The sequence below is a fragment of the uncultured Erythrobacter sp. genome, from assembly GCF_947492365.1.
Taxonomy (GTDB): Bacteria; Pseudomonadota; Alphaproteobacteria; order Sphingomonadales; family Sphingomonadaceae; genus Erythrobacter.
This window is the reverse complement of record NZ_CANLMB010000001.1, coordinates 1,487,568-1,507,654: the sequence shown is the minus strand read 5'-3', so window position 1 is coordinate 1,507,654 and position 20,087 is coordinate 1,487,568. Positions and strand designations below refer to the sequence as shown.

Genomic DNA, 20,087 nt, shown 5'->3' with positions numbered 1-20,087 from the left:
ATGCTTCGCCCGGCGATCCTCGCGGCGCTGTTATTGGCTGGTTGCTCCGACGCCGGTGATGAGGTCGCTGCGCAAGCGAATGAAGGATCGTGTCAGGGGCTGCCTGATGCCGCAATGGTGTGGGTCGAAGGCGGCAGCTTTGTGATGGGCGAGGCCTCGCTTTATCCCGAGGAAGCTCCCGCCCGCGAGGTCGAAATCGCGGGCTTCTGGATGTCGCGCACCGAAGTCACCAATGCTGAGTTTGCCGATTTTGTCGAAGCGACCGGCTATGTGACCACTGCAGAACGCGCGCCGCCCGCTATTCCCGGCGCGCCGCCTGAGATGCTGCAACCCGGATCGGCGACATTCCGCGCGCCGACACCAGACAACCCGAACTGGTGGAGCTGGACTGTCGGAGCCCAGTGGCGCGCGCCCAATGGTCCGGACACTTCGATCGAGGGCCGCGCGAATGACCCGGTCGTGCAAGTCACTTATGATGATGCGCTCGCTTATGCTGAATGGGCGGGCATGAGCCTGCCGAGCGAAGCGCAATGGGAATACGCCGCGCGGGCCGGATCGGAGAGCCTTCCGGAACCCTTAGACGCGGCGGGCAATCCGCAGGCGAACTATTATCAGGGCGTCTTTCCGGCGAGGGATCTGGGCGAAGACGGCTACACTTCGCGTGCGCCGGTCGGGTGCTTTGAACCCAACGCCTTTGGTCTGCACGACATGATCGGCAATGTCTGGGAATGGACCAGCACCAGCGCGGCGCGGTCAGACGCGATGGCCAGCGTCGGTGTGATCAAAGGCGGATCATTCTTGTGCGCCGCCAATTATTGCGCCCGATATCGCCCCGCCGCTCGCCAGTTTCAGGAGCGCGACCTGGGCACTGACCATATCGGTTTCCGGCTGGTCGACACGCGCCGTGGCCCCCCTTCGAATTAGCCGTGTGGCGTCCGGTCGCCCGCGTCCTTTTCTGGCCAGAGCGCCAGCACCAGCATCACCAGCGCAACAATCGGCAAAACAGTCGCCGCCGTCGCCCCGGGCGCTGTCCCGACTGTCTCGAGCGGCTTGTAGATGCCGACGAGCTTGCGCCCGCCATATTCAAGTAGGATTAGCAGCCACAGCAGCGGCACCATCGACTTGTAGCGGATGAGCGCGAGCAGCATCACAATGCCCATGGCGAGCTGCGCCAGACCCCACAGAGCAAAGATCGTGATGATACCCTGCGCCCCGCCTTCGGTGTAGGTGTCCAGCGGGATCGTCGCGATGCTCTGCGCGCCGCCATCGGGGGCAAAGATATGGTGCTGGCTGCGCCAAAGCGTGATCGCGGTGAGGGGGTAGAATAGCCAAAGCGCGATCCGGTTGCCGCGATAGACATTGTCGAAGCTCGCGGGGAACAGCCGGTCTAGGACATGCTTCATTGCAGGAACTCCTTGCACCCTGCCACTTCGAGCACAGGGTCAATCTGCGCCCGCATATCAGGCGTCAGCGCGGCGTATCTCGCGCGAAGATCGGCAAGGCATTTGAGCTGATATTTGAACGTGCCCTGTTCGTAGGGCATGTCGTCCACTTCGATGCGGAACGTCTTCTCTTGCCCTTGCGCCGCCGCTTCATTGGCGAGCAGGAACGGGACATAGACTCGCCCGACTTCGGCCAGCAGGCTCTGGACCACAGGTCTAAGCGGAGCATTCGCTTCGTCCCACTCACCCTCGATTCCCGAAGCATCATCGACATGGAGTAGCCAGCGGAAAGTGTAGGGATAATCGGCACGCATCATCGCTTGAGCGGTGGGATCAACTCCCAGCTGTGAGAGCTGCCCATAAATGCCCAGCTCGGCCAGCGAGGGACGGGTGCCGAACAGCCAGTGTTCATTGGCCACATGGTCCTCCAGCGCCTGCATCACGCGCCGGGTCGAATTCTCGATCAGGGCAAAGTTTTCGCGGGTGCAGCCGACTATCGCCATCCGGCCGACCTGCCGTTCGCGAAACATCTTCGCCATGCCTTGGCTCGTTTCCAACCCGCCGCCTTTCAGCGCGTCGAAGGACAGCCAGCGGCTCATCTGCAACTGGTCGACTTCCTCCAGCCAGCGATAGCCAAACATCGCCTTGGTCAGCCATTCATCGGCAAAATCCTCAAGCAGATGGGCGATGAAGGCCTGCGCTGGGTCAGTCGGAATGACCGAGCGATCCGTGTGGCGCGTTTCCAGATCATAGAGAACCGGCGTGGAATCGTTGCGGAAGCTGCCATCGGGATATTCGATGACGGGGATGACCGGCGGAAGCGAGTTTTGCGCCGCCAGCTGCTGAACGTGGCTGCCATGCGACCAGACATGGGTGATCCGGCGGTAGCGCATCAGCGCGCGCATCTTCATCGAATAGGGCGAGCCGAGCGCGCCGTGGATCGTGTACATGGCCTGTTTCCTCACATGAGCCGGGTCTGTTCGATGGCCTCGCCGCCGGCTGGCAGACTGAAGAACATCCCGTCTTCGCCCACGATCAGGTCGCCGTCAAAGTGATCGGGCGCATCGCCGAGGAACGCGGGGTAAAGGTAGGCGCTGGGCAATGGCGGGACGAGGTGGCTGAGCACCAGCATCTTGGCCCCGGCGATCTGCGCGCTTTCTGCGGCGTCTTGCGGGGAAGCGTGGTAGTCCCTGATGTCGAACATGATCTTCGCGGTGTTTTCCGCACCGTTTGCGGTCAGCGCGTCCTGCAACTGCGTGACCATCTCCATTTGCAGCGCTTCGTGAACCAGCAGATCGACACCTTCGCAGGTGCGCTCCAGATTGGCGGATTTCATCGTATCGCCGCTGATGCAGATCGAGCGGCCCTGATAGTCGAACCGGTAACCCACCGCCGGATCGACGGGATCATGCGGGACTGTGAAGGCGGTGACGCGCAGCCCGGCGCGCTCGAACACAACCGCGCTCTCGCCCTCCATTTCAAAGGCGCGCGCTTCGGCCCCGCCGCCGCTTGACGGCGCGACAGCTTCGCCGTGATGCGCGGTGCGATAGGTGTTGTCGGTGGCATAGGCGGCGTTGAAGCCGTCCACGATGGCTTGCACCCCGACGGGCCCATAGACGGGGAGGGGAGCGGTGTTGCTACCGCGCACCCAGTGATTGAGCATCAACGGTCCCATTCCGTCGATATGGTCGGAGTGGAAGTGGGTGAGGAACACCGCGTCGAGATTGCCCGCATTGACGCCCATAAGGCTGAGGTTGCGCCCGCCGCCTTCGCCGATATCGACAACGAACACCTGATCGCCCGCAACCACGATATTGCACGGGCCAGCGCGGTCGGGGTTCGCCATGGGGGAGCCGGTGCCGCACAAGCCAATATGCAATCCGTCTTCCAATCCGGCGATGCTGTCGAGACTGACATTCTGCTGGACCGCGCGTTCAAACAGCCATCCGCCGATGGGTTTCTGGAATGCGAATATGGCTGCGAGCCCCAATGCGAGCAGCCCGGCCAGTCCCAACAGAATCTTCTTAAACACAGCAATCCCTCCAAAGCCGAAGAAATGGCATGGCAAATGCCGAAAGGCAATTGCAATCAACCTGCCTGTTGATTAACCGTTGGATGCAATGAAGGCCTTACGCACACCCGACGCGTGTTTTGACAACCTCGCCGACTTTCCATTCGCCGCGCATTATGTCGATGTGTCGGACATGGAAGGCGGCACTTTGCGCATGGCCTATGTCGATGAAGGCCCGCGCGATGGGCAACCCGTCGTGATGATCCACGGCAATCCGACCTGGTCCTATATGTGGCGCAAGCTGATCCCTGTTCTGGCTGAAGCAGGCTACCGCGCCATCGCCATCGACCTCATTGGTATGGGCCGGTCGGACAAACCCTCGCAGATGAGCGACTATACGATTGCCCGGCATGAGGCTTGGGTGAAAGAGGCGCTGTTCGACAAGCTCGACCTAAAGGGCGCGCATTTCATCCTGCACGATTGGGGCGGGATTATCGGTCTTCGCGCGATTGCGGATTATCAGGACCGCACCGCCAGCATCATCATGTCGAACACAGGCTTTCCCGTGCTCGATCCTGACAAGCCGATCACGAAGATGGCGCGCAAGGGAGCAGGGATGCTCCGCCGCTTCCAGCTCTACATCCGTCTGCGCAAGAACTGGCAGCATTGGAAGACGCTGCGCCGACTGACGATCACGGATATGCCCGCAGAAGACGTCGCAGGCTTCGCTGCGCCCTATCCGGACAAGAGCTATTTGACCGGCAACCGGCAGTTCACCCAGCTGCTGCCCACTCGCAATGACAATCCGATGCTGGTCGAAAACTGGCACAAGCTGCAAAAGCTGATGGACTTCGAAAAGCCCTTCCTGACGCTCTATTCGGATAAGGATCAGGTTGCGCCGCGCGGGTATCACAGTGTCCGTCCGATCATCCCCGGCACGCGAGACTACGAACCAGTCATCCTGAAAGGCGGCTCGCATTTTCTGCTGGAGGACGTGCCCGAGGATTATGCGCGCGAAGTGCTCGCGTTCCTTAGCGGGATCAGCGAATAGTCAATTGCAGGCAGTTGCGATCCGACCGGCGGGCATAGGTCAGATCTTCTCCCCATGCTCGCACGATAGCGAGGCCTATGCCGCCGCCCGTTTCCGGATTCGGACCGGCGAAACTATCCTCGCAAGTGGGATCAAACGGCGCGCCATCATCTTCGAGTTCGAGCACCACCGCGTCACCCGTATCATCGAGCGAGAGCCACAAGGACAGGTCATTCGCCTGCCCGCCATAACGTAAAGAATTGGATACTAGCTCTTCTATGATGATTGCAGCCTTGACTCGGGCGCGCTCGTCAAGGCAGCTTTCGGGCAGAAATTCTCGCGCGAACTGCAATGCTTGAAGGATCGTGGAACGCGGATCGCGCCCGCTGGCAACAAATGCCGAAAATCGTCTCCGTCGATCCATAAGTATATGCTAACACAAACTCCTTGGGGGAGAACATATGAGAAAAGTAAGCTTTCTTATCGCAGCGATTGCCGCCTTAGTCGTGCAACCTGCTGCTGCGCAATCGGCAGGCGAAGAAATTGGCCGGGTCAAGAATGTGACTTCCGGGGTCGAGGTAACGCGCGATGGCCGCACATATCGCGCCGTATCGGGCATGCGACTGGTCGAGGATGACGTAATCGTCACCCGCCGTGCAGGCCGGGTCGGGATCACCTTTATCGACAACACCCGCATGGCGATCGGACCCAATAGCGAAGTCACGCTCGACGAATATCGCTATGACAGGGCGCGCCAGACGGGCCGTTCAACCACCTTTATCCGGCGCGGAACGGTTGGCATTGATTCCGGTAACATCACTCGGACCGGGCGCGACCGGATGCGCGTGCGCACGCCTACATCGACGCTGGGCGTTCGCGGCACGACCTTTGTGGTTGAAGTCGGATGATCAGAACAACTCTGGCGCTGGGGGGCGCGCTAGTATTGGCCGGCTGTGCCGCGGGAGACCGCGTGACGCTGCTGAACCCGATCCAGGCGGAAAAGCTTGCTATCTGTGAAGGTCTGGCTTCGGGTGAGATTGTGCCCGTCATTGACGCTGAAACAGGCGAGCAAACGCCTGTTTGTGATCTGGGCGCCGTAGCTGTAATTGACGATGATGCCGCGGCGCTTTCGCAAGAAGACTACGAAGAACGCTACAGCGACGAAACTGCGGTAAGTTCGACTGCAATTCTGACCAGTCAGAACGAGCAAGCGACCCTGCGTGAAAGGGGTCCACGTGTCCGCGCGCTCGATGAAACACCGGACCGCGCGGGCCTGCTTGCGGACCTCCCGCTCGAAGTGGCGATCGACCGGTTCGAGTTTGAAACTGGCGCACGCGAGCTTTCGCCTGCTGTTCTCGCCGAGCTTCGCGCCTTTTTGCAGGCCTATCTGATCCGCTTCAACGATCGCTACGCCAGCCAGCAGGAAAAGCCCGAACTGCATATCGAGATCACCGGCTTTGCGGATTCGGCGGGCTATACCGATCTCACTGACGATGATCCGGAAAACTCGGTCCGCAATCAGCAATTGTCTTATCGCCGGGCGACCTCGGTCTATTACCAATTGCTCGCCGAACTGGGGGACGATCTGCCGATTTCTGCCGAAGATATAGAAGTGGTCGGAGCCGGTGACTTTGCGGCGCTCAGAGCATCTGGCGGAGTGCGCGAAGACAATGACGCCTACCGGATTGTGACGGTCACTGTCCGCTAGGCTGGGGGCTAGCTGCCGAGGAACCTGAGCGCGAAGATCGTCAGATCGTCGCTCGGGTCGGTTGGCCCTTCAAACACGCGAACCTGCTTTGCCAGATGCTGCGCGCGGCCTTTGGCTGATCGGTCGTTTGCTGCTTTTAGCGCGCCGACAACCCCTTCAACGCCGAACAGCTTGTCATCTACATTGGCCGCCTCGGTCGCGCCGTCGGTGATGATAACCAGAGTGTCGCCGGGCTCGAGCTTGTCGTGCTCGACCGGATAGTTGAAGTCGATCACGCAAAAGGGCGGTCCGCCGATCATCCCGAATGTTTCGACTGACTGGTCTGCGCGGACAATCAGCGGGTTTTCGTGGCCTGCATTGACCAGTTCAAGATCGCCGGTGCTGCAATCGAGAATGCCGACCAGCATGGTGAGACCCATTTCGGGGTCGGCTTCGTCCATCAAATCCTGATTGAGCGCAGCCACTGCATTCTGCAACCCGTCGCTTGCACGCGCCAGATTGCTCTTCGCCGCAGTCTTGGAAAGCGCCATATAGAGCGCCGCTGCCATGCCTTTGCCCGACACATCACCAACCAGAAACAGCAGCTTGTCGTCACCGATCTTGAGCGCATCGAAAAAGTCGCCGCCGACAGTCTTGGCCGGTTCGAGCACGCCGGCGATTTCGGCGCGTTGATCGAGCCGGGCGAGAGTGGTTTCGCCCGGAACCATGCTCATCTGTATGCGGCGCGCGAACTCCATCTCCTCTTCATGCAGCGTTACCAGCAAGTGCTCCTGCACCAGCTCTTCGCGCGTGATGAGGAAACGCATGATCCACAGGCCTATGGCTGCACATGCCCAGATGATGAGCGCGCGTGAGGGATCGAGCAGCAGATTAGCCTGATCGAATGCCGCCCAGGAGACTAGGGGAAGCAAGAGCGCGATGCCGATGGCCGGGGCCAGCAACCTTGCGCGCTGTGTCATCGCCGCGATCAGAACGATTGCGAACAGCAAAAGACCTGCGACTAGTTCGAAACCGATTGCCCATGCAGGACGGGCAAGCCATTCGCCTTCGATAATGGCGTCGACAGCCTGCGCCTGCACGAATGCGCCAAAGACTGCTTCATTCAAAGGGGTGCCGACAATGTCATAGGTGCCCGTCGCGCCAACACCGAGAATGACGATTTTTCCCTGCAATTCCTCGGCTCCGATCCTGCCGGACAGGATATCGGCGGCGGAATGATCGGCGGCAGCGGGGAATTCTCCCATCTTGAATCGCATCGTGCCATTCGCATCGGCAGGAATTTCGATCCGGTCCATGAACAGGCTTTGCCCCTCCCAGCGCAACTCCTCGACGCCGAGGCCGAGCCGGGCGAGTTCGAGCGCGAAGCCGGGCGGATGCTTGTCGCCCACGCGCACGCTCAGTGGGACCCGCCGGACAATCGCATCGTCATCGGGCGCGCCATCGACCATCGCCTGTGACAGCGCCGCACCTTCAAGTTCGAACAATGTGGCTACGATATTGTCGAGCGCCAATGTGCCAGCGGGCGCTTCACCCTGGACCTGGGATTCGAAGAAATAGTCGCGCTGATCGCTCAGCCCGTATTCGACCCCCGCGCGCGCCATAACGCTGGGAGTTTCGCCGATTACCCGCGCAAGCTCGTAATCCCAGTCGCGCATATCGAGAATGGCGGCGCGGCTCGCTGCGTCCAGATCGTCATCAGCGTATAGGCTGGCAAAGGCTTCGGGGCGCAGTGGGTCGCGTTCGGGAAAATAGATGTCGATGCCGATCAGCGCCGGGTCAGCCTCACCGATTTTCTCGACCAGTTGCGCGACCAGCTTGCGCGGCCACGGCCAGCCGACCTTGCCTTCGGCCCCATCAACCCCGACCACGCTGTCATCATCGATCAGGATGACAGCGACATTCTCGGTTGAAATTTCGCGCGGGGAAAGCCGCTGCCAGCTGTCAAACACCGCGCGGCTGCTTTGTGTGCCGAGCAGAAATGCCAGCATCACACCGACGATGCCGCCGAGGATAACCGCGCGGACAAGCTTCATCCGCGTGCCTGCCTCCTGTGCGATGTCCTCAGACTTCGACACAGAGCCCGTCATAGGAGCACAGCACCTCGAGCGCGGCAGCGCTGCGGGTCAGCTCTTCATAGCGGATCGTTTCGCCGTGCATCCGCTGGATATCGGCATCGCTATAGGTCGGCTCGTGATGGAACAGCGCCAGCCGTTTCGCGCCAGCCTCGTGACACAGATCAACCGCGACAATGTTCGACGAGTGGCCCCAGTCTTCCTTCATCGAAACGCTATCGGCGAGCGAATACATCGTGTCGGCAATGACCAGATCAGCACCCGCAATGAAGTCGATCATCGCGGTCTCTTCGTCCATCTTGTCGATCTTGTATTCGGCGTCAGTTGAATAGATTGCAGTGCGCCCTTTGGCATCGCGGAACCGATAGCCGTAACTTTTGTGGCTATGCTCCTGCTCGATCAAGGCCACGGTCAGCTCGCCGATCTCGTAGTCACGCCCCGTTTCCAGAGTGCGAAACTCGATATCTGCCTTGAGCCAATGGAACGGCACCGGAAAGCTGATCTCTTCCTGCTGGCGGCGCAGAGCCTCTTCGGCGTCGCTATGTCCAGCATGGATGATCACCTTCGCCCCATCAACAAAAGCTGGCACGAAGAAAGGGAAACCCATGATGTGGTCCCAATGCAGGTGCGAGAGGAAGAAGTGCCATTCCTTGGGGCGCAAGCCTTCGGACAGCCGCCGCAGCGTATCGAGGCCGAATTCGCGCAGGCCCGAACCCATGTCGCAAACAACGAAAGCGCCTTTGCCCGCATCGATCTCGACACAGCTCGTCGCGCCGCCATATCCTTGCCCAACCGCAAAATCGAGCTCGTCGCGCGCGAAATCTAGCGCTGCCTGCTTATCGGCAAAGCTCTTCCCATTGGCATGAAGCAGGGCGTCTGCAACCTTGTCGGTGATTGTCGAGGCGTGCGGCGCAACCGGCAGCGAGCCGCGCGTTCCCCAAAACCGGACCTGCATATTCCCCCCTAATGCAAACTAATGCCCGATCGCATCCTCTATCGTATCGGCAACACGAAAGACCATATCATAACGGCTGATTGCAAGTATTTCGCGCATTGTATCGTTCGGGCGGGCTAGGACAATCGTGGTCCCCGCCTCTTGCCCGGCGCGCTGCGCAAGGGTGAGCGCGCGCAGCCCGCGTGAAGACATATATTCGACGCCATCAAGATCGATAATCGCCGTTTCCGGCTTTGCTGCCATCGCGTCGAGCAAGTTTTCCTTGAACGCATCTGCGGTCGATTCATCAACTCGGCCGCTCGGGCAAAGCACAGTAGCTCCGGCGCGATTCTCGCTAGTCCAGTTCAATGCACTTCCCGACATTCGCTTGGCATAGCGCGACTTATCGCGATTGCCAAATATGAAGGCTGGGGGGCGAACCCGGTCCAACACGCCAAGCACTGGCGAGATTTCTGCGATGTGCTGCACGCTAACTCCTGCGTTTTCGGCGACCTGAATTTGAGCCAAGCAGGAGAATATGAATTTTTCCCTAGTCGAACCCATGAACAGCGTTAGCATGGAGTTAACGGGCACCTTCTCCGGAGGGCCTTGCGCGCCAAAACTTGTGGAAACGCGACAAGTTACGCGTTCAGGCCGTCATTTTCCATGCCCGCACTTGTTTTCACTCCTGATCGGAGTATTCCAGAGCTCAACGTAAATTGGGTCGCCCGATCAAGGGCACAAAGTGGAAAAATCCACGCTGCACCTTTTTCGAGAATCTCTCCGGGTCGGGCAGGGACTTGTAAGCGCAAGAGCGGTTGCAAGACGAAATTGGGGGGCAGGCTTGTCTACAAATTCTATTAAGTTGCGCCGTGTTGAGCACGGACGTCGCGGTGCTAGTGTTGCACGATCAGCATTTGCTGCGGGCGCCCTTGTGTTGGGTGCCTCCGCGGTTGTGCCGACAGGGGCGGCTTTCGCTCAGGCTGCTCCGCAGGTCACCCCGCCGCCACGGACCCAGCTCACACCGCCTGAAATGGAGCGCCGCGAGGATCGCAGCGTCACATTGACGATCGACGGCGATATGGAGCGCGCGCCATGCGTGCTTGACCGGGCCGAATATTCCGAGATCAGCCTGACGCTGAGCGGCGTCGAGTTTGCCGGGCTGGAACGGGTGCCGGGGCTTTCGCTCGCAGCTGCATATGACGGCTATCTTGGGCGCGAAGTGCCTTTGGCGGTTTTGTGCGACATCCGCGCGCGGGCCAATTCGATCCTGCGCGGACAAGGTTATCTGGCCACGGTTGAAATCCCCGAGCAAAATCTGAGCGATGGCGTTGCCGATTTTGGCGTCGTTTTCGGGCGGCTAACGGGCTTGCGAGTTCGCGGCGAAGCCGGGCCGTCAGAGGGGCTGGTTGCGGCCTATCTGGAAAAACTGACCGAGCAGCCCGTGTTCAACACCCGCGATGCCGAACGCTACCTGCTGCTCGCCGATGATCTGCCGGGCGTCAATGTGCGCCTGTCGCTGCGACCGGCGGCTGGCGGAGAGCCGGGCGACCTGCTCGGCGAAATCGCGGTGGTGCGCAAGCGCGGGGTGATCGACCTCAATGTCCAGAATTTCGGGTCGAAAGCGATTGGCCGTTTCGGCGGGTTGCTGCGCGGTGAAATTTACGATGTCACGGGGCTAGGCGACCGCACTTCGGTTGCGCTTTTCAGTACGCTTGAATTCAGCGAGCAACGCACGCTCCAGATCGGGCATGACTTTGCCGTTGGCGGGGAAGGGCTGCGGCTGGGCGGCCAGTTCACCTATAGTGAGACGAACCCGCAGCTGGGTGTTGCGGGGTTCGATCTTGAATCCGAAACCACTGTCTTCACTGGCTTCGCGTCCTACCCGCTGCAACGCACGCGCCGCTCGAGCAAGTTTCTCGATGTCGGCTTTGATGTCGTCAATCAGGATGTCGAGATCAACGATGTGATGATCTCGCGCGACCGAGTGCGCACACTGTTTGCGCGCTTCTCGGGCGAGATGACCGACCAGCAAAGCGTCCAGCGCATTGGCGGATACACTCCGTTCGAGCCGAAGTTCCGCGCGCGTTATGCTCTCGAAGTGCGGCAGGGCTTTGACGTCCTTTCAGCCAGCCCCGATTGCCGCGTCAATGCAGCGCAATGCTTTTTCGATGGCAACCAGACCAGCCGGATCGAGGCTGATCCGACGCCGCTCTTGCTGCGCTATGATGCGGGGATAGAATATCGCCCCGTTCCGAAAATCACCTTTGTACTGTCATCAAGCGGCCAGATCAGCGGCGATCCTTTGCCAGCTTATGAGGAATTTGCTGCTGGCAGTTTTTCGATTGGTCGCGGTTACGATCCCGGCGCAGTTCTGGGCGATAGCGGTGTAAGCACCGCGCTAGAACTGCGCTACGGATCGCTGGCTCCCAATGCTGCCGATGACCTTGCGGTGCAGCCCTATGTCTTCACCGACATGGCCTGGGCATGGAACGAAGACCCCAGCCGCCAGCCGCTCAATCCGGACAGGCTCTGGTCTGCCGGTGGCGGACTGCGCGCCGTCTGGGGGTCACGCCTGCAAGGTGACGCTTTTGTCGCCGTCCCGCTCGAACGCCCTGACTTGGCGCAATCGCGCGGTGATGTGCGCTTCATGGTCTCTTTGACCGCCCGACTTTTCCCTTGGAGATATTAAGATGGCTCAGTTGAACAGGAACCGCGCCAAACTGCTGCTTGGTTGCGGCGCTGCCGCCATGGCAACGGGACTGGCAATGGCTCCCGAACGGGCGAGCGCGCAGGCCATTCAGGCGACCGAGAGTGTCACGTCAGGCTCAGCCAATCGGGTATTCACCGGCACGGGCACAGAGACCATTGTGGTGCAGACCGACACTGCGGTGATCCAATGGACTCCGGATGAGGACGGCGCGGGCAATGCGCTCGATTTCTTGCCCCAATTCAATGCGGTGACGTTCCAGAATGGCGTCAACAACGCCGATTTTGCGGTCCTGAACATCGTCCTTCCTTCTGCAAATGACAGTGTGACGGTTTTCGACGGGACGCTGATTTCGCAGCTTGTCGATCCTGGAACCGGCGCGGTTAGTCGCGGCGGCACGGTCGCATTTTATTCTCCATCAGGGATTTTCGTCGGCGACAATGCGGTGTTCGATGTCGGGAATTTGATTCTGACAACGCTCGAGCCGGATCTCGCCAGCTTTGATGATTTTGCGCTCAATGGAGGCCAGCTCCAGCTTACCGCGATCGACCCCGCAGGCCAGAACATTATCATCCAGCCCGGCGCGCAGTTCACCGCCACGGCCGAAAATTCCTATTTCGCGGTCATCAGCCTCGAAGTGCAGATGTTCGGGACGGCCGATATCAATGGCAGTCACGCCTATGTCGCGGGTGAGCAAGTCAATGTGACTGTCAGCAACGGTCTGTTCGACATCCAGATTCCGGTCGGCACGTCCGCTACAACGCCAGTAATCCTCGATGGGGACATTGGGGGTCCGTCGAGCACGGGCGCAGGCGACAACCACATGATCTATGCGGTTGCAGCAGCACAGAACGATCCTATCGCGATGATTTTCCGTGGTAATCTCGGCTTTGATCCGGCGGCGAGCGCTGGGATCGTGAATGGCGAGATCATCCTTTCGGCCAATTACGCAGTAAGCGGGCGCGACGTTGATGGCGGGTCGATTAGTGATGGTGTCAACGCAGTATTCGACGGCAACACCCAGCTCACCAACACGCCCGGAAGCATTTTCCTCGAAGGCTTTACATCGACCAGCAGTGTGCTCGCTATCGCGAATGAAGAGGTTCAGGTCAGCAGCTTTATCGGCGACAGCTCGATAGACGGCAATCTGCTGATGGTCGGTCGCAATTTTGCCGAGCTAACCTCGGCTGGCGGCTTCGACTTCACCATCAACGGAGACGTGCTGGTTTCGGCGCGCGACTTTGGCGAGACCGGCGTGTCTTTGAACGACCCCAACGCGATCAATGCGCAGGGCGGGGATGCCTTTATCGACGCCTTTGACGGAACGATGACGATCAATGGCACAGTCGTTGTTACTGCCGATGCATTTGCCGGTGCTGACCTGGGCGTCCTTGCTTCCGGCACCGCGACGGGCGGCATTGCAACGATTGCAGCAGGGGGCGGTACACTCACGATCAACGGCGATTCCTTTGTCACTGCAGATGCAGCGCAAGAACGTTCGGGCGATCTGCTAAGCGGCGGCGATGTGACGGGTGGCACAGCGCAGGTTTTTGCAAACAATAATGGTCTTTTGACGACCAATGGCAGCATCCTTTTGTCGGCTGGCGCTAGTTCTGCTTCGATGGACACTTTGGGCATATCCAGCGGGGTCAATGTATTTGGTGGGGCCGCGATCCTCCAGGCTCTAGACGGAGGAACGATCGACATTAACGGCGTTGCGGAGCTGTACTCGCTCGCATTTGCCGGCGCGTCCAACAATCCAAATGGCAATGGTGCAATTGCGGATTCAGGTAGTGCAGAAGTCTTTATCGGTGGCAGCGAGACTATCGATATCGAGGACGCCCTGATCCTCGAAGCCCGCGCCATTGGCGGCAATAATTTCGGAGGTCGTGGCGGAGACGGCTTGGGCGGTGCCGCGCGCGGCTTTGTTCCCAATGGCGGCAACCTTCTGGTCGGCGGCGATTTCTTCAGTTCGGCTACCGGTCGTGGCGGTAACGGAATTGGCGGCGGTAGCGGCTTTGGCGGAATCGCAGGTATTCAGGTCGTTTCCGGAACTCTCGACATCACCGGACTGGCAGACATCGATTCTACCGGCTTTGGCGGCAATGCTAGCATTGGATTTGGCGGCGATGGCGGCTTGGGTGAAGGCGGCAACTCCTCGCTACAAGCTAACGGGACAGCCAATGTCAGCGCCAGCATTACGGTCGGCGGAGATGTTGGAGCATATTCCGACGGTTTCGGGGGCACTGGCGGTGCAGGCGACGGTAGCGCGATCGAAGCAGGCCGGGGCGGAGATGCTATTGGGGGCCAGAATGTGGCAAACCAGGCTGCAAGCGGCTTCTCCAGCGGAACTTTTCTCCTCTCTGATAGAGACAATGCGACCTATTCGGTGGGCGGTACCGTCTTTGCCAGTTCGAATGGTGTCGGCGGACAGGGCGGCGCAGGCGGCACTGATCAGGACGGCGGCGATGGCGGGGATGGATCTGGCGGCTTTGTCCAAGTTGGCCATGCAACGTTAAGTGGCACGACCACAATTGGCGACGGCAACGGCACCGCTGATTTTGGTGACATTGATATATTCAGCGATGGCGTTGGCGGTAATGGCGGCGCAGGCAACGGAACTGATGCAATCGCCGGTAATGGCGGCATAGGCCAGGGCGGTGGATCGTTCTTCAGCGCGATCGAAGGCGACGTGACCGCGGGCAATGTCGATCTCAGTTCAGAAGGCGCAGGCGGCGATGGCCATGTTGGGGGCAACGGCTCTGGCGGTCTGGTTTCGTTGTTGGCCCTAGATCAGGGGCTGATGGCTATTGGCGGGGTGTTGGGCTCTGCTGCAGGAAACGGCGGAGACGGGGACCTGGGCGGCGAAGGCATAGGCGGACAAGCCATGCTGACGGTAACCGACGCGCAGGTCACAGTTACCAACAATCTATCTCTCGATGCCGGCGCTTTTGGCGGAAACGGCGCAATTGATGTCGGCGGAGCTGCAACCGGTGGTCTCGCAGAAATTGTGATCAGTGGTCCCAACGCCTCGGTCGACGTTGGAGGCAATGTTCCTCTGAGTGCAGGCGTGTTCGCTGGATTCAGTTCCAGCGCCAGCGATGGCGCCGTCGGCACGGCAGGTGAGGCGCACCTGTTGATCGAAAACGGCGGATCAATGACCATCGGCACCGATCTGTTCATCAGCACACTTGCGATTGGCGGCGGCAATGGCGGATCCGGAGCTGGCGGGCTCGCAAACGGCGGGACTTCAACGATTGATATTCAGGCCAATTCAACTCTCATTGTGGGCGATGAAGTTGAAGTCGAGGCGGATGGCTTCGGCGGTGACGGGCAAGGCGGCGGCGATGGCTTAGGCGGAATTGCGTCCGCGCGCGTACTTGACGGAACTTTCTCAGCAGGCGGCAATGTGTTGCTGCGTGCAGACGGCATAGGCGGCACCTTACTAAGCTTGGGTGCAGTTGGTGTCGGCGGAGCAGGCGATGGCGGCATCGCCGAAATCTCCATCGAAGGATCGGCGGGCACTTTCGATGCTGTAGTCGATGTAAGTCTGCTCGCTCGCGGAACAGCGGGTGACAGCAATTCTGGCGCTGATGCCGCCTCCGCGACAGGCGGGAGCGCGCTTGTCATGATCGAGAACACCGGAACGATGAGTGTTGGCCGAGATTTGTTCGCGGATACCAATGCCACTGCCGGTGATAATGACGGCACCGGCGCTGGCGGTGTGGCAATCGGCGGCGGATCAACCATCGATGTGCAAGGCAATTCTAGCCTCGGCGTAGGCCGTGATCTGCTGATCGACGCCGAGGGAACCGGCGGGGATGGAACCGGCGGAGGCGATGCCTTTGGCGGGTTCGCTGGTATTCGCGTCGGCGCTGGTCAGATTGATATCACCGGCCGTGCACGTGCCAATGCAGGCGGCTTCGGCGGAGACTCAATCGGCATTGGCGGCGATGGCGGCACAGGTCACGGTGGCCGGGCAACCATTGTGGCCGCAGGCACGCAAACCGAAACCGGTATGATCGCGATAGGCGGTGATGCACAAACCCGCGCCAATGGCCGAGGTGGCTCAGGCGGCGACGGCGATGGTGCGAATATCCTGGCTGGCCGCGGCGGTGACGGCATTGGCGGCGACGAGCTTGATGTCAACGCCTTTAACGACGGCGAGTTTAATGGCGCGTCGATAATTGCGGGCGGTGACAACGGCAGTCTTTCGGTTGGAGGGTTCGCTTTGATCCTTACGCAGGGAGCTGGCGGTGTGGGCGGCGCAGGAGGCGCTGGTCAAGATGGCGGCGATGGCGGTGACGGAACAGGTGGTTCCTCGACAGTCGGCCTTACCTTGATCGGCACCGATGGTTCGGTCGGTGCAGGTGTTGCAACATTCGGCGACATATTGCTGACGGCAGATGGCACAGGCGGCAATGGCGGACTTGGCGGCGGAACCGGCACCCTGCGCGGAGACGGCGGCACTGGCACTTCGGGCCTTGCGGCAATTTTTGTCGACACCGGAAGTTTGAGCGGAGGCAATATCCGCGCGACAGCGAACGCAATTGGCGGTTCGGGTGAGAATGGCGGCGAGGCGACCAACGATGCTCGCAACCGCAATAGTACCTTCTTCAAGGCCGTGATGGATACGGTCAATGGCGGCACGATCCAGGCTACTGGCGCGCAACTCATCTCGCAGGGCGTTGGCGGTAACGCTGACGGCAGCGCGGGCGGCAGGGCAATTGGCGGCGCGGCGTTTATCGACGTGACCGACGGTACGATCGACATCGATGGAGACGTCATTCTCGATACCAGCGGTTTTGGCGGATCATCTTCTGGAGGAGATGGCGGCGACGGTTTTGGAGGGCGCAGCGACCTGTCTGCGTTTAGATCGAATATCTCCGGCGATGCGACGGTAAGCGGAAACGCTGCAGTGATCGCAAACGGTGTTGGCGGAGCGAGCGGCATCGGGGGCTCAGGCGGGTTCGGACAGGGCGGTCTCTCCACGATCGAAGCACATAACGGAAGCACGATTACGCTTGGCTCAGCGCAAGTGACATCCTCCGGTCAAGGCGGGGTCGGTGATGCTGCGGGCGGAGACGGTTTTGGCGGCTCCACCTTTGTTCGCTCTCGCGATCAAGGCAGCCAGGTCAGGATACAGCTCAATACTCCGCAAGCCTTTAGCGATGCGCTCAATCGAGGCGCGATCATCTCGTCCAATGGCTTTGGCGGTGATACGACTGGTGGGTCTGGTATTGGTGGCTCCGCGTTGGGTGGCGATATTGAGATCAACGTTTCGGATGGCGGCGACATCACGCTTCCGCCTGATCCAGCAAATGATCCAAACAGCCAGATCGGCAACGGAATTCAGGCATCAGCGTTTGGCGGTGGAAGTTCGGTTGACGGGGGTGTTGGCGGAACCGCGCAAGGCGGGTTTGTCACGATTTCCGCAGACAATGCCTCGATTGATCTTGGTCAGGTCATCATCTCGAGCTTTGCTAATGGCGGCAGCAGTCTCAACTCAAATCTCGACATCAGTGGCGGCGACGCAATCGGCGGCGAGCGGCTCATGAACCTGACCAATGGTGGCGATGTAGAAGGAGAGTTTATTGGCGGCAGTTCGGGCGCCAATGGCGGCGACGGTTCGGGCACCGGCAATGGCGGCAATGCAACGGCTGGCGGCGAGTTCTACGACATTATCGACAGCACGCTGACGACGTTCGGCAACAGTCTCTTCACCACCTCGTCGAGCGGCGGCGATGGCGGGATCAACGGGAATGGAGGCAATGTCACATCCGGCTTCATCGAATGGAATGTCACCAATTCTGTGATCAACATTTTGACCAATGCCAACGGCGAAGCATTCATCCAGATTGGAGAACAAGTCTTTGGTGGAAACGGAGTTGGAAGCGGCGGCGATGCGAGTTCGAGCACCGCCGATATCCAGTTCAGCAACTCGACCATTTCCTCGCTCGCTTACACCAGTCAGCCCGTCGGGGTTGATGGAACGCTGACCATCTTCTCCGAAGCAACTGGCGGGGATGCATTGGGTGACAGCACAACAGCTGGTGAAGGTGTCAGTGGCGGCATTCAATTCGGGTTTAGCGGAGGGGCTGCAGACTTGTTCGGGGTCAATAGTTTGCGCGGATCCGCCCAAGGCGGCAATGGCGTAGGCGGCACTGGCGGGACGGCCACAGGCGGCGATGTCTTTGCCACTTTCGTTAACTCGGATCTGACCATCCTTGCGGCGAATTCTTCACCCGGAACGATGACGCTCCATTCCGATGCAACCGGCGGCAATGGCGGCGAGAGCATCGGCGACAGTCTGGCAGGATCGGCATCGTTCAGCGGTATCGGCGGCACATTCGCGTTCGACGAGCTGCTGCTGACAGCCAATGCGGCATCGGGAACCACCGCGACCGGAGTTTCGGGCGGAAACGCTGAAGCGGGTTCCACCTTTGTTGAATTCAGCGATACGGTGAACGTCGACATCTTCACCGTCTCGCTCTTCAGCGACGCAGTCAGCTCTATCGACGGGCTGACTTCTGGCGGCACAGCCGATGTGTTGATCGGCAGCACGGATGTTGTCGGCGCGCCTCAGGTCAATATCGACGAGCTGAACCTGAGTGCTAGCGGCTCAGGAGCCAATGACGATTCCGGCGTACCGAATGTAAGCGGTGAATTCTCGGTAGTCGCACAGCAAGGCCAGCTTGCGGTCAACGATTTGAATGGATTTGCTCTGGGCGACCGCACGGCCAGCAGCAGCGCAGATGGCTCTAGCGTCCGAGCAATTGGCGGAGACATCCTTATTTCCGGCAACATGACAATCGATGTGCTCGATGATTTCACTGTCGAGACTTCGCAAGGAAGGATTGTTGGCGGGCCCGATCAATTGGATCCCACTGCAATTGTTGACGTTCAATCGCAGGCTATAATCAACATCCTTGGAGATGACGACAATCATGTCGGATTTGGCGGAGCCGTACTCAACCTCACGTCCAACGATATCGTGATTGCAAACGGCGCGCGGATTGGCGCTCCGATTGTAAATCTGGTCTCGATCAACGCCGATGATCCAGCGGTTCTTGGTGGAGTAGGTACGCCTGATAGTGACGCGACCGGCGAAGGCTACAGCGCGATCGCTGAAGAGCTCCAGCGGATCGATGTGACCGACTTTACATTCACGCAGGATGCTTTGCCGGGCGCTGGGTCGAACGATCCCGACATCATCATCCGCGACACCGTTATTGCCGGTTCGCTTGATGATGGCGTTTCGAGCGTCACTATCAATGCCACGGGCAGTGGCGGCATCATTCGGGTCGACGGTCTCGTCCAATGGAACGATGCAGCTGAAACTGACCAGCTAAGCCTGCTTGCCGGAGGGAGGATTGAAGTGGTCACGCCCGGCGGGCTGTTCGTCTTGAACCCCAATGGCGATCCGGGAGGCAATATATTCCTGGGGTCAGACAATATCTGGATCGCTGACAGCGACTTGATTGCCTTGCTTCAGGACGATTCTCTGTTCTCAGGCCGTGACGACCAGTTGCGTGTGGCGGCAAGTGGGAGCGATGATCCCCTTGGCTTTGTCCGCGCAAGTGGTGTGAGCGTAGAAGCCGGCGTTAGTTTCCTCGTCCGCAATACCGGCACCGAAACTGCGCAAGGTGGCATATTGGTGGGCGATGGCGGTCTGTCGATCTTTGCACCTGATAGTGCCACCAATGCGGAAAGTGGGCTCGACGTGTTCGCCTATGGTGCGCGAATTGACGGTCAGGGCAATCTGATCACCGGCGAAGATTTCTTCGGCGAGGTCAATTTCAACAATGACGGAAGTTCAACCTCCACCTTCTATTCGGGCACGTCGGAATTCAATGATTGTCTGATCAACACCGGAGTCTGCCCAGATAATGGTGGAAGCGGAGGTGGCCCTGATCCCGTTACGCCGGAGCCCGAAAATTCTGAGGTGAGCCTGCCGATCAACAATCCGAACATTATCGAAGACCCGATCACAAGTGTTGCTCCGGTTCCGCTAACCGAGGCGGAGGCCGATACCGAATTCGGCATCGACTTCCCCGGCTTAATGGTGGAGCCAGAGGATGAGGAAGAAGGCACGATCGATGATCCGGTCTCGAGCGGCGGTGACAGCTCGCTCTATGGTCCGGGTGCGACCGGCAGCGTCCGCGTGGAGGGGAACTAAG

At 59.7% G+C, this 20,087-nt stretch carries 13 protein-coding genes; 6 read left to right on the top strand and 7 right to left on the bottom strand.

Features of this window, described 5'->3' with window-relative positions:
* Window positions 1-924, top strand: coding sequence for a formylglycine-generating enzyme family protein (locus Q0887_RS07345; protein ID WP_299193598.1), 924 nt, complete (start codon window positions 1-3; stop codon window positions 922-924).
* Here Q0887_RS07345 and Q0887_RS07340 read toward each other — a convergent pair.
* The 3 genes from Q0887_RS07340 to Q0887_RS07330 are packed head-to-tail and all read right to left on the bottom strand — an operon-like array spanning window position 921 to window position 3,474.
* Window positions 921-1,403 carry a hypothetical protein gene (locus Q0887_RS07340; protein ID WP_299193596.1) on the bottom strand — a complete coding sequence of 161 codons (483 nt, stop codon included), beginning with the start codon at window positions 1,401-1,403 and terminating at the stop codon, window positions 921-923. The two genes, Q0887_RS07345 and Q0887_RS07340, sit on opposite strands and share 4 nt — an antisense overlap.
* Window positions 1,400-2,392: a glutathione S-transferase N-terminal domain-containing protein gene (locus Q0887_RS07335; protein WP_299193594.1), complete on the bottom strand. Its 993-nt coding sequence runs from the start codon at window positions 2,390-2,392 to the stop codon at window positions 1,400-1,402. Before Q0887_RS07335 ends, Q0887_RS07340 begins: the two co-directional genes overlap by 4 nt.
* Before the next feature lie 11 nt (window positions 2,393-2,403).
* Window positions 2,404-3,474 (bottom strand): MBL fold metallo-hydrolase, encoded by a 1,071-nt coding sequence (locus Q0887_RS07330; RefSeq protein ID WP_299193592.1) that lies wholly within the window; start codon window positions 3,472-3,474, stop codon window positions 2,404-2,406.
* 88 nt (window positions 3,475-3,562) lie between these two features.
* On the opposite strand from Q0887_RS07330, the gene Q0887_RS07325 reads away from it, so the two are divergent.
* A complete protein-coding gene (locus Q0887_RS07325) occupies window positions 3,563-4,504 on the top strand; it encodes a haloalkane dehalogenase (RefSeq protein WP_299193590.1) in 942 nt (313 codons plus the stop codon).
* On the opposite strand, the gene Q0887_RS07320 is transcribed toward Q0887_RS07325, so the two are convergent.
* Window positions 4,494-4,907, bottom strand: a complete 414-nt coding sequence (locus Q0887_RS07320; RefSeq protein WP_299193588.1) for an ATP-binding protein — start codon at window positions 4,905-4,907, stop codon at window positions 4,494-4,496. The two genes, Q0887_RS07325 and Q0887_RS07320, sit on opposite strands and share 11 nt — an antisense overlap.
* Window positions 4,908-4,944: 37 nt before the next feature.
* Between Q0887_RS07320 and Q0887_RS07315 the strand changes: the two genes are divergently transcribed.
* Complete coding sequence (locus Q0887_RS07315) at window positions 4,945-5,391, top strand: FecR domain-containing protein (protein ID WP_299193586.1); 447 nt, start codon at window positions 4,945-4,947, stop codon at window positions 5,389-5,391.
* A 62-nt stretch (window positions 5,392-5,453) separates the two neighbouring features.
* Complete coding sequence (locus Q0887_RS07310; RefSeq protein WP_299193584.1) at window positions 5,454-6,191, top strand: OmpA family protein; 738 nt, start codon at window positions 5,454-5,456, stop codon at window positions 6,189-6,191.
* Between the two features lie 8 nt (window positions 6,192-6,199).
* Here Q0887_RS07310 and Q0887_RS07305 read toward each other — a convergent pair whose 3' ends face one another.
* From Q0887_RS07305 to Q0887_RS07295, 3 genes are read right to left on the bottom strand one after another with little or no spacing between them, the layout of a single operon-like run.
* Complete coding sequence (locus tag Q0887_RS07305; RefSeq protein WP_299193582.1) at window positions 6,200-8,278, bottom strand: CHASE2 domain-containing protein; 2,079 nt, start codon at window positions 8,276-8,278, stop codon at window positions 6,200-6,202.
* Window positions 8,253-9,218: an MBL fold metallo-hydrolase gene (locus Q0887_RS07300; protein ID WP_299193580.1), complete on the bottom strand. Its 966-nt coding sequence runs from the start codon at window positions 9,216-9,218 to the stop codon at window positions 8,253-8,255. Before Q0887_RS07300 ends, Q0887_RS07305 begins: the two co-directional genes overlap by 26 nt.
* Before the next feature lie 18 nt (window positions 9,219-9,236).
* Window positions 9,237-9,566 (bottom strand): STAS domain-containing protein, encoded by a 330-nt coding sequence (locus Q0887_RS07295; RefSeq protein ID WP_299193579.1) that lies wholly within the window; start codon window positions 9,564-9,566, stop codon window positions 9,237-9,239.
* A 568-nt stretch (window positions 9,567-10,134) separates the two neighbouring features.
* Between Q0887_RS07295 and Q0887_RS07290 the strand changes: the two genes are divergently transcribed.
* Both Q0887_RS07290 and Q0887_RS07285 read left to right on the top strand, forming a co-directional pair.
* Window positions 10,135-11,889, top strand: a complete 1,755-nt coding sequence (locus Q0887_RS07290) for a ShlB/FhaC/HecB family hemolysin secretion/activation protein (protein WP_299193577.1) — start codon at window positions 10,135-10,137, stop codon at window positions 11,887-11,889.
* Window position 11,890: 1 nt separating this feature from the next.
* Window positions 11,891-20,086 carry a hypothetical protein gene (locus Q0887_RS07285; RefSeq protein ID WP_299193576.1) on the top strand — a complete coding sequence of 2,732 codons (8,196 nt, stop codon included), beginning with the start codon at window positions 11,891-11,893 and terminating at the stop codon, window positions 20,084-20,086.
* Window position 20,087 lies beyond the last annotated feature (1 nt).

What these genes read in the sequence shown, in the direction of transcription:
- Q0887_RS07345 (WP_299193598.1), top strand. Translation starts at nt 1, where the DNA reads ATGCTTCGCCCGGCGATCCTCGCGGCGCTGTTATTGGCTGGTTGCTCC.
- Q0887_RS07340 (WP_299193596.1), bottom strand. Translation starts at nt 1,403, where the DNA reads ATGAAGCATGTCCTAGACCGGCTGTTCCCCGCGAGCTTCGACAATGTC.
- Q0887_RS07335 (WP_299193594.1), bottom strand. Translation starts at nt 2,392, where the DNA reads ATGTACACGATCCACGGCGCGCTCGGCTCGCCCTATTCGATGAAGATG.
- Q0887_RS07325 (WP_299193590.1), top strand. Translation starts at nt 3,563, where the DNA reads ATGAAGGCCTTACGCACACCCGACGCGTGTTTTGACAACCTCGCCGAC.
- Q0887_RS07320 (WP_299193588.1), bottom strand. Translation starts at nt 4,907, where the DNA reads ATGGATCGACGGAGACGATTTTCGGCATTTGTTGCCAGCGGGCGCGAT.
- Q0887_RS07315 (WP_299193586.1), top strand. Translation starts at nt 4,945, where the DNA reads ATGAGAAAAGTAAGCTTTCTTATCGCAGCGATTGCCGCCTTAGTCGTG.
- Q0887_RS07305 (WP_299193582.1), bottom strand. Translation starts at nt 8,278, where the DNA reads ATGACGGGCTCTGTGTCGAAGTCTGAGGACATCGCACAGGAGGCAGGC.
- Q0887_RS07300 (WP_299193580.1), bottom strand. Translation starts at nt 9,218, where the DNA reads ATGCAGGTCCGGTTTTGGGGAACGCGCGGCTCGCTGCCGGTTGCGCCG.
- Q0887_RS07285 (WP_299193576.1), top strand. Translation starts at nt 11,891, where the DNA reads ATGGCTCAGTTGAACAGGAACCGCGCCAAACTGCTGCTTGGTTGCGGC.